The following is a 10172-nucleotide window of genomic DNA, read 5'->3' as shown; positions in this document are numbered from 1 at the left end:
TACCTTGCAAGAGGGGAACTTATTTTTACGAAATCAGCAAGGTTTTTTTAGTTTGTTTGAAGATAGTGTAACAGAAATCTTAAAACCTTTTAAAAATATGCAACAAAAAGTAGATTTCGTCGATTTTTTTAAATAGAGAAATTGTTAAGGATATGTTAAAAATCCGGGTTAAACCAAAGAAGTCTAAACGAGTTCGATATAAAATTTAGATTTAACAGGTTTTAAAAATCAATTTTTGTCATATATTTAGTTCAAAAACATGTCATTTCCATAAAAACCTAATAAGTTATAACTTATTAGGTTTTTTTATTTTTGTAAAAATGTCCGGGCAATCACTTTCTCAATTAGCATTTCAAAAATTTAAGCAAAACAAAATAGGTTGTGCATGCCTGATGTTTGTACTGTTTTTAGGTTTTGTAGCATTGTTTGGTTATACTTTAGCTCCTGACAATAGTAGTAATGCAAATCAGATGCACTTGGAAATCCATTCTAAAAAACCTGGATTTTCAGTAACTATACTTACCATGCCTCCGGATAAGAAAATCGAACAGTCATGGCTTTCCATATTAAAAAACGGAAAACAACATACGGGTATTGAGATTCCTATCGCTTCGTATAAAATAATTGATAATTATATGGAGTATACGGTGTACAATAGTGTACTTCCCAAGAAAATAGCACTGAGTGATATTCATCATAACTCTAAGAAATATATCAAAACCAAAACTTTTCATTTCGGTACGGATAAATACGGAAGAGATGTTCTAAGCAGGCTGATTATCGGGGCTCGTATTTCTTTTTTTATAGGTTTTATAGCGGTGTTTATTTCGCTGTGTATTGGGATTCCTGTCGGAGCTATAGCGGGCTATTTTGGCGGAAAAACAGATGCTTTTATTATGTGGTTTATTACTGTTACCTGGTCTGTTCCAACACTCTTATTAGTCATTGCCATTACGTTGGCTCTGGGAAAAGGTTATTGGCAGGTGTTTATTGCCGTAGGATTAACTATGTGGGTGGAAGTAGCAAGAGTGGTGAGAGGCCAGGTAATAAGTGTTAAGCAACAACAATACGTTGAGGTTGCCAATGCTTTGGGGTTTTCCAATCTCAGAATTATACGCCAGCACATACTTCCGAATATCATTGCTCCTATCATTGTTATTTCGTCAGCTAATTTTGCTGCTGCTATTTTAATAGAAAGCGGATTGAGTTTTCTCGGAATAGGTGCACAGCCTCCTACTCCTTCGTGGGGAGCGATGATTAAAAATCATTACAATTATATTGTTCTGGGGAAACCATATTTGGCCATTATTCCCGGAATTGCCATTATGAGTTTAGTAATGGCACTTATGCTAATTGGAAATGCTTTACGTGATGCTTTAGATGTAAAAAATTAAATTAGAATATTTAAACAATAATATTCTTTACAGTTTATAATTTACCCAGGCATCCGCATGCCCTAAACTATTTGGGTGTACCAGTATCTTACGATCTTTGTCTAACAATAAATAAGTAGGTGTAGCATTTACAAAGTAATCTTTAGCTGCCTGCGTGTCCCGGCCTTTATAATTGCAGTACATATGCCATGGTACGTTTTGATATGCTTTTTCGTATTCTTCTTTATCCGTATCTATACTTATATATACTACTTCTACATTTTTTTTGGTTTTCCAGGGTTCATAATATTTTAAAAGCTCTTTAATTCCGTCTTTACAACTTGGGCACCAACTAGCTCCAAATACCAATAAAACAGGTTGTTTGTAATCGCTGAGTTTTTTAGTTGCATTTAATCGGATATCAGGTGCTATGTTACCCGCTTTTAAATTGCGATATTTTTGCATCGTCTTTGCTATACTGTCTTTCAGTACATGTGGGTTTTTCTCCAACATTTGATTAGACAAATGAGCAGCTGCCTTAAACAAGCTGCGTTTTTCAAAATATTTATACAGCTTTTCCGAAATCGTATTTAATAAACTTCCGTTATCTGCTTTTAAATTATGAATAATATAATCAGTACTTATATTCATTTGAGTATAAATACTGTCCAAAGATTGCCCCATATTTTCCAGCAACAAATAATGCCCTTCTATCAGTTCTTTAAATAAACCACTGGTCTTAAAATTGGGGTGGTTAAAATCTATATTTCTAAACTGCTCTATATTTTTAGTCAATCGTTCGGTATAGCTATATGCAGTTGCAGGCATATCGTTTACCAGTTTTCGCATGGGCACAAACCATCTTAAATAGCTGTTTTTAGGAAGTGTTTTTATAATATTGTCATCCGCTGCTTCTATACGCTTTATTTCTTTATTTATCAGTTCGGAAACTTCTTTATGAGGTTTTAAAAATTCTTCATTTTTGTATTTTGGCTGTAAATAACGCCATGCTTTGTATACCTGCTGTTGCTGTATGTATGCTTTTGCCGTATTTGCGTACTGTTGGTTTCGTACGCCATTTATATAATGCAAGCTATCCACTTCTTTTAGGTCTGTCCCTTTTATGGTAATATCAGGCTCTGTCAATACTACTATCAAACTACTGTTGTTTTGCGTTTTTAACACTGCCATACCTCTATAACCTTTAGGATAGGTAAGGGTAAAATTACCTAAACTATCTGCAATCGTTTTTGTCAACTCAAAAGTTTTATAATAATTGAATCCGGTAAGCATTATTTGTTGCCCCGCATGATACTTTAATTGTCCTTTTAAGGTTTGTGATTGCCCCCATTGAAAAGGCAATAATATTGTTAATGTTAATAGAATATTCTTCATTTATATTGTGATTGTATGAGACCTTTGCAAAATAGTGATATATTCCGTATTGAAATTGATTTGGCTTCAAATTTCTTCCTTCTCGAAAATTTTAAATCCTCAAAACCAATGGGTTATTCCGGTTGAAAATTTTCTTCGGGCGTCGAACTTTTTTGTCAAATCAATTTTGCAAAGGTCTCTGTATATTACTTTACAAAAGTACTAATTAGTTTTGAAATCTTTTAAGCAACTACTCCTATTTTATACAGTTTAATATTATCCTCAAAAAACAAGATCGTTTTCCCGGTGTTTTAAAAAGGTTTAGCAAATTCCCAACTAGAAGCTTTTTCAAGCTGTATTATTATTTCCATTTGATATTGCAACCCATACTTGGTTTCTCATCGCCTGTATAGAGGATATTACTCAATAAACAATCCAGAACTGCTCTCATATCTTTTCCTGTTACGGGAATGCCATTTCCTGGCCTGGAATGGTCTAACTGTCCATGGTATACGGATGTCAGATTGCTGTCAAAAGCATATAGATCAGGAGTGCAGGCAGCATCGTATGCCTTGGCAGCCTCCTGGGTTTCATCATATAAATAAGGAAAAGAATATCCGACATTCATTGCATGCAATTTCATTTTATCAGGTCCGTCTTGCGGATAATTCACTACATCATTGCTACTGATGGCAACAAAACCAATTCCTCTGGATTGATAGTCATTAGCCAAACGTACCAATGCTTCATTTATATGAAGTACGAACGGGCAATGATTACATATAAACATAATCACAGTTCCCTTTTTACCCTTTATATCTGATAATGAAACCACTTTATCAGAAATAGTATCTATTAATTCAAAATTAGGAGCCGGTACTCCTTTTTCCATACTGTTTGAGGGTGTTAGCGCCATATAGTATTCTTTAAAATTTCTATATAATGAATTTGTTTAAAGCTTGAAAGGTACTACTATTTTTATTGAACTCATTTACTATTTCCGTATTTTTTATGATAACATCAACGATTAGGATTACTTACCCCTTAGTTCAATGCTGACTTAAAAATGAAGGCTGTTTATTGAGCAATTCTAAATAATACCATTTCTGATTAGTACTGTTGCATTTATAAATCGTTGATATTAAATAAGTTATACTGTTCTTTGACATCGTTTTTATTTTTGAATTTTGTAAGTATTTGATTTACAGGTGTTTTATCGAAAACTGAAATTCCTAAAATTTGCATTATTTCATAGATTAATAGTTCATTTTTGAGTTGCTTTTTCAGATAGGCAACTGCTAGGTATACATAAATGGCAATCCATAGATGTGTTTTGACTGCATTTTCAGAATATCCCCAGAGTGTTTTGAACTGTAGTTTTGTTTTATCCACTTAAAGAATACTTCTATCTGCCACCTACATCTATAAACTTCTGCAATTTCTAATGCCTCTAACTTAAAGTTGTTGGTTAAAAAAACTAGAGTATTCTCTTTCTGTTTATCATAATATTTGATACGTCTAATTTTATCAGGATAATGTTTTCTTGATTTTACTCCTGTTAATTTGATATGCTGATCACACCTTAAACCAGTTGATTTATCAACCTTATTTGAGATCACAACTCTGGACATTAAGTTCTTTTTGGCTCTTACTACAAAAAACACATCAGCTTTTTTCATACGATATGGTCTTTTGAAGTCTATATAAGCTTTATCCATTACATAGAAAGCAAAAGCTTCAAAGGTTATTTCATCAAGAGCATTTACATCATGGTATTTTCCATCTGTGATGAATATAAACTCGGGAATACTTCCTTTTAGGTTCAATACCGTATGTGCTTTTACGGCTCCTTTAGAATATTTGCCTTGAGCCCAATTACATAAAGTTAGACTTGTTGAAATTGTAGGGGTCAAGCAAAAAAGTTGTGGGAAAGACTTGAATAAAAATTTTATCATTTCAGATTTTTTTTAAATGGATATCCATTAAATAACTGTTTATTAAGTTTTTAAACTCTATTGAATGATGCTTTTGCGATTGACTCAACTTAAATGTTTTCAATAATATCTTTAAAATTCCGCAAGTTTTCGGATTGATCCAATTGTAGTAGAATCTAAAGCAAATATCCTAAGTTCATCACTCAAAGTTGTATCTAAAGGCAGTGCTACGGTTTCGTTTTATTTTAAAGCATAAGCGAAAAAGGGCAATTTTTAGTGAGTAAATTTAAGTGAGAAATGGTATAAGGTGATATAAAATCAATTTGAAAAAGAAGCTGCCTTTTAGACAGCTTCCCTGTCAACTAACTAATTCAAATAATTTACACAACGAAACAATTTATTGCTATAGTGTATTGTACAAGTAATATGCCAAAATAAATTTTATTTAGATTTTATGTTAAAAAAACATATTTTTTTCAAAATATTAACATTAAAAGTTAATTTTTTCAAAATAGTAATATTTGAATTTTGGATGTCTGGTATAGTTTAAAGTTAGAAAATTTCAATTTAAGGATGCTCTTAAGGTGATGAGTATTTTATAATAAATTTTTCTTATGGTACTATAGATAAAAACTTATCATAGAACAAAAAGCTGATATTCAAGCTCTCAAAGTTTAAATATAGGCTTTTACACTTTCAAACTTTCAATTCTTTAATTAATTGAATATCTAATTATTTAATCAAAAAAACATTAGGTGCCATAACGGACATTCAATTTGAGTTTTTTAATGTGCGTGCTTATGTGCCTTATACGAAGAGCGTACCAGAGCTCCGCTTTCTATATACATAAAGCCCATTTCCATACCCAGGTTTTCGTATTTTTTAAATTGTTCCGGAGTAATAAATTCTTTTACAGGGAGGTGTTTTTTACTGGGCTGCAAATATTGACCTATAGTAATTACGTCCAAACCTACATTACGAAGATCTTTCATGGTTTGAATGACTTCTTCTTCAGTTTCTCCCAAGCCCAGCATAATTCCGGATTTGGTTCTCATGCCGTTTTCTTTAAGGTATTTTAGAACTCCCAAACTACGATCGTATTTTGCCTGAATACGAACCTCGCGAGTCAACCTTCTTACGGTCTCCATATTATGAGAAACCACCTCCGGATGTACCTCAATGATTCTATCAATCAATTTTTCTTTTCCCTGGAAATCAGGAATAAGTGTTTCTAAGGTTGTTGCGGGATTCGCTCTGCGGATTGCATTCACCGTTTCAGCCCAAATAATAGAGCCTCCATCTTTTAAGTCATCTCGATCTACAGAGGTAATTACCGCATGTTTAATACCCATAATTTTGATAGAACGAGCCACTTTTTCCGGCTCATCCCATTCAACTTTTTCCGGCCTGCCGGTCTTTACACCACAAAAACCGCAGGAGCGTGTACAGATATTCCCCAGGATCATAAAAGTTGCTGTACCTTCACCCCAACATTCACCTATATTCGGGCAGCTTCCGCTTGTACAAATGGTATGTAATTTATACTTATCAACCAAGCCTCTAAGCTCCGTATATTTCTTTCCAACAGGGAGTTTTACACGGAGCCATTCCGGTTTTTTCTTTCTTTCGGGAAGTATAGCAGTACTTTGTGTCATAAAAAATTTAAATCGAAATGCAAATTTACAAAGAAAAGTAACGGAATATAAGCGATTTTCAGTCTATTTTTCGAAAATAGAAAAAGTCGGGATGATTCAGTAAGTATTTATCAAAAACCAAATACTAAAACCTATTAAAAATGCAATTCCGATCCAACTTAAGATTCTCAAATACATATTAGGGTGATATTTTTTTGGGGTATATTTCCCAGTGATCAAAATATAATTTAAAATGGCATAGAAAGGAGCAGTTAAGAAAGATAAAACAGTGGCAATTTTTACCAACGCCCCCATGTTACTGATAAAGTATTTTAGAATAAGAAATGTGCCTAACCCCAACAGTAAAATCCAAAACCAATAATTGAAAATCGTTTTTTTCTCAATTAACAAATCGGTTGTTTTTGCCATAACTCTTGGAGAAGCATCTAAAGTAGTAATAGCCGTACTAAACATGGTTGTAAATGCTGCCGTGGCAATGAAAATATATGAGAAATCGCCCAGATTTCTAGTATATAAGCTGATGAGTTGATTGGCAAAAGCACCCCCTGAATTTGAAAAGGTCTCTCCAGAGTGAAACATCACCAAACATCCTAATAAAACAAAACAAACCCCTAAGAAAAGAGTACCGATATATCCTACATTAAAATCAAAAATTACCTGCTTTGCTTTGATTTTTTGAAACGTTGTTTTTTCTTTTTCCACAGACCAAATAGAATGCCAGATAGAGATATCCAAAGGAGCAGGCATCCAACCCAAAAAGGCAATTAAAAAAGTAATTCCTGCGGATCCTTTGGGGAGTATTTGTACATAGTCAAATGTTTGTTGTGTATTTAGGAGGGCTACAATGACTGCAATGACGGTACTGATCGTCAAAATGAAAATAATGTATTTCATTAAATTATCCAGCAATCTGTATTTGCCTATCACCAAAATAAAAAAACTAACAATAATGAGGATAGCAGCCCAGGTGACTATATTATCTGTAAACCCGAAAAGATTTATTGCCAGCCCTGCCGTTACTATTGTTACGGCAGCCTGGATAGTAAACATGGTAGCAAAGCTTAAGATATAATAGGCAATCAATATGCTTTTGCCGAGTTTTTTATAACCGTCTAACAACGTTTCTCCTGTAGCGGCAGTATATCTCGGGCCGAATTGAAAAAACGGATATTTAAAAATATGGACTAATAACAACGCCCAAAGTAAGCCAAAACCGAAGTCAGCAACGGCTTTCGTAGATTGTACCAAATGAGAAACCCCGATGGCTGCTCCGGCAAAGAGAAGTCCAGGGCCTAATGAGTTTAGAATGGTTTTTTTCATTTTTTAAGAGCATTCATTGCTACTAATATAGTGAACTCACCCTGTCTTTTTCATTATTTCATCCGCTGTTTAATCCATTTACATGAATGAAGAATATCAATATTAGCACTAAAAATAGCGAATTATTTTGGCAAAGGTCTCTTGAGTTTAAAACAGTAAGACCGGAGAAAGACTATTATTGTTGTTCTTTACTAATTTTATATTTTCGGAAATCGTTATTTCTTTAAAATCTTCGATAATGGGAATGGCTATATTTAATGTAATTTTTACTATTTGAAAATTACTTTTTGGCAATGATCTAATAAATTGATCTATTTGAATAGCAATTATATATAAAACCTCAAGATGCATCTTGATTTACGATTACTGTTCGAAATTTTAACTTTACCGAGTTTACTAAGTTTTGATTTGTATTGATTACATCTTTATCTTTTACCGGATCAATGTTTTGTATGGTCATACCTTTTGAAATGGTATTCATCTTTTGATCATCATATTTAAAAACTTTCGAAGGGTTAAATTTGAGTTTTTGAATGGACCTGATATCAGCGATATCCATTTTTTTTGAGATTTTTTTAGAAATTGACTTGCCTGTTTTTTTGTATGAAGTTCGCTGCTTTTTTCAACAGTATTAGCATTCATATTGTATATGAATTTTGCAGAAATTTTTCCTTCGTCTATGATAGGTTTAACATAACCATTTTCAAAATATGTGGATAGCACCTGTCTTAAGGAATTAATTTTTATTTTAATAATATCTTCTGGTTTTTCTGTTTCACCCGATGCTTCCAAATCTTTTTTTGCTTCCTCAATTAAGTGGTACTTACGTATCAATTGCTCATCTGTGGCTAAAAGATCTTCTTTTAACTCAATGATTTTGTTTTCTTGCTGATATTGTGTTTCTGATACTGCAACAATGGTTTCGGTGATTAAAGATTTTAAAAAATCCGTAAATGTAATTTGATTCATCATTTTAAATATTAAAAAGAGACCTTTGCAAAATTGATTTGGCAAAAAAGCTCGACACCCGAAGAAAATTTTCAACCGGAATAACCTGTTGATTTTGAGGATTTAAAATTTTCGAGAAGGAAGAAATTTGAAGCCAAATCAATTTCAATACAGAATATATCACTATTTTGCAAAGGTTTCAAAAGGTTAAATGAAGGTTGTTTTATAAATACTTAAAAACAACCTTCATCATGATTAAGCAGCTAATGGTTGATAATCCGTATGGGCTTTAATTTTTACATACCCTAAAAGATTTGGATTTGCTACATTACTGTTTTGACTGGAGTGATTGGAAGTGTTAGCTGTTGTTTTTTACAATGCTATAACCAGCACCCCAGAACTATAGAAAATTACAGAGACAGCCTGTTTGAAAAACTCGAATTGAAGACCCGGGTAGGATTAGCGGTTTATACACTTAAAAATGGCTATTCGGAATAACGTTTAACCGGCTTGGTATTTTTTTAGCTTAACTTTCCAACTTGAAACATAATTACGACCTCTTTATAATTTCGGCCAATAATTTTCTAGCGCGTAATAATTTCACTTTTACATTACTCATAGGCTCTCCAATTTGCTTTGATATTTCTTTATAACTTAACTCCTGAAAATAACGCAATTGAATAACCTCTTGATATTTTGGTTTTAATTGCTTGACATCTAGTAGTAATTTTGCCAAATTCTGTTGGGTAATAATGGTGTCTTCAGGCGTTGGATTATCATCGATAATTTGATGTACTTCCGTATCTTTTTCGTTGGAATTATCGGTTTGAATAGATGTTTTTTTCTTTCTAACCAAATCTATATGTATATTCTTAGAAATCGTAAGTAACCAGGTTTTAAAGGTATATTTTTCATTATACATATCAATTCTGTCAAAAGCTCTCGAAAATGCTTGGATGGTAATATCTTCTGCATCATTATCATTTTGAGTCCTTTTTAACTGGTAGTTATATACATCAGGCCAGAATACATCCAATAAAAAATTAAAAGATATCTGATGCCCTTCTTTTGCTTTTTGAACATGTTGACGTAATAATTCTTTGGTTATTTTCAATGATGAGATTTTGAAAAAATAGTTGCTAAAGGTAATAAATTGAAAAAGTTTAAATGAGTTCAATATCTCGAACGCTCAAATTCATTAGTTTGGTCTTTAGTATAAATCAGATAATTCTCATCAATTTTAAACCATCCGGGAAGCTTGGTCCATTTTGCCCAATCATTTCCAACGGTGTCAATTTCGAGTTTATTATATTTAACAAACTCATGAAACCATTTTTTGTCCGCTCTGAATTTTAGAAATAATTCATACTTGAGTGAGAAATGAGGTGATTGATAATATGCTCCTTTTATTAATTCAATTTCTTTCGGAGGTCTGCCTCCTGACCAATATTTATATGCTTTTTCAGCATCTTTAGTTTCAATTGGTAAACAACTTGCCAAAATGAAAATAGAACTGAAGAATATTATTTTTTTAGCCAAGCTCAATTTATTTTTCCACATCGACATTT

General features: G+C 32.6%; 10 protein-coding genes. 1 reads left to right on the top strand and 9 read right to left on the bottom strand.

What is annotated here, in order from left to right:
* Positions 1–320 precede the first annotated feature (320 nt).
* Positions 321–1394 (top strand): ABC transporter permease subunit, encoded by a 1074-nt coding sequence (locus GKR88_21035; GenBank protein QMU66526.1) that lies wholly within the window; start codon positions 321–323, stop codon positions 1392–1394.
* A gap of 27 nt (positions 1395–1421) precedes the next feature.
* Here the strand turns inward: GKR88_21035 and GKR88_21030 are convergent, their stop codons facing one another.
* The 9 genes from GKR88_21030 to GKR88_20990 all read right to left on the bottom strand — a co-directional run bounded on the left by GKR88_21030 (position 1422) and on the right by GKR88_20990 (position 10143).
* Positions 1422–2768, bottom strand: a complete 1347-nt coding sequence (locus GKR88_21030; GenBank protein QMU66525.1) for a redoxin domain-containing protein — start codon at positions 2766–2768, stop codon at positions 1422–1424.
* 340 nt (positions 2769–3108) lie between these two features.
* Positions 3109–3663 (bottom strand): redoxin domain-containing protein, encoded by a 555-nt coding sequence (locus GKR88_21025; GenBank protein QMU66524.1) that lies wholly within the window; start codon positions 3661–3663, stop codon positions 3109–3111.
* Between the two features lie 382 nt (positions 3664–4045).
* Positions 4046–4702 carry an IS4 family transposase gene (locus GKR88_21020; protein QMU66523.1) on the bottom strand — a complete coding sequence of 219 codons (657 nt, stop codon included), beginning with the start codon at positions 4700–4702 and terminating at the stop codon, positions 4046–4048.
* A gap of 764 nt (positions 4703–5466) precedes the next feature.
* On the bottom strand, positions 5467–6336 hold the full coding sequence (lipA, locus tag GKR88_21015; protein ID QMU66522.1) for a lipoyl synthase: 870 nt from the start codon (positions 6334–6336) through the stop codon (positions 5467–5469).
* Between the two features lie 96 nt (positions 6337–6432).
* Entirely contained in the window at positions 6433–7656 is a 1224-nt protein-coding gene (locus GKR88_21010; GenBank protein ID QMU66521.1) for a divalent metal cation transporter, read from the bottom strand.
* A gap of 340 nt (positions 7657–7996) precedes the next feature.
* The gene (locus GKR88_21005) at positions 7997–8137 is read right to left on the bottom strand and encodes a hypothetical protein (GenBank protein ID QMU66520.1); all 141 of its coding nucleotides are present in this window, start codon (positions 8135–8137) and stop codon (positions 7997–7999) included.
* Complete coding sequence (locus GKR88_21000; GenBank protein QMU66519.1) at positions 8134–8628, bottom strand: hypothetical protein; 495 nt, start codon at positions 8626–8628, stop codon at positions 8134–8136. Before GKR88_21000 ends, GKR88_21005 begins: the two co-directional genes overlap by 4 nt.
* Before the next feature lie 526 nt (positions 8629–9154).
* Complete coding sequence (locus GKR88_20995) at positions 9155–9718, bottom strand: sigma-70 family RNA polymerase sigma factor (GenBank protein ID QMU66518.1); 564 nt, start codon at positions 9716–9718, stop codon at positions 9155–9157.
* Positions 9719–9777: 59 nt separating this feature from the next.
* The gene (locus GKR88_20990; protein QMU66517.1) at positions 9778–10143 is read right to left on the bottom strand and encodes a hypothetical protein; all 366 of its coding nucleotides are present in this window, start codon (positions 10141–10143) and stop codon (positions 9778–9780) included.
* Between the last annotated feature and the right edge of the window lie 29 nt (positions 10144–10172).

The organism is Flavobacteriaceae bacterium (assembly GCA_014075215.1).
In the GTDB taxonomy this organism is placed as follows: Bacteria; Bacteroidota; Bacteroidia; order Flavobacteriales; family Flavobacteriaceae; genus Polaribacter.
This window is presented reverse-complemented; position numbering and strand designations above follow the sequence as displayed.

What these genes read in the sequence shown, in the direction of transcription:
- GKR88_21000 (QMU66519.1), bottom strand. Translation starts at nt 8,628, where the DNA reads ATGATGAATCAAATTACATTTACGGATTTTTTAAAATCTTTAATCACC.
- GKR88_21035 (QMU66526.1), top strand. Translation starts at nt 321, where the DNA reads ATGTCCGGGCAATCACTTTCTCAATTAGCATTTCAAAAATTTAAGCAA.
- lipA (QMU66522.1), bottom strand. Translation starts at nt 6,336, where the DNA reads ATGACACAAAGTACTGCTATACTTCCCGAAAGAAAGAAAAAACCGGAA.
- GKR88_21025 (QMU66524.1), bottom strand. Translation starts at nt 3,663, where the DNA reads ATGGCGCTAACACCCTCAAACAGTATGGAAAAAGGAGTACCGGCTCCT.
- GKR88_21010 (QMU66521.1), bottom strand. Translation starts at nt 7,656, where the DNA reads ATGAAAAAAACCATTCTAAACTCATTAGGCCCTGGACTTCTCTTTGCC.
- GKR88_21005 (QMU66520.1), bottom strand. Translation starts at nt 8,137, where the DNA reads ATGAATACCATTTCAAAAGGTATGACCATACAAAACATTGATCCGGTA.
- GKR88_21020 (QMU66523.1), bottom strand. Translation starts at nt 4,702, where the DNA reads ATGATAAAATTTTTATTCAAGTCTTTCCCACAACTTTTTTGCTTGACC.
- GKR88_21030 (QMU66525.1), bottom strand. Translation starts at nt 2,768, where the DNA reads ATGAAGAATATTCTATTAACATTAACAATATTATTGCCTTTTCAATGG.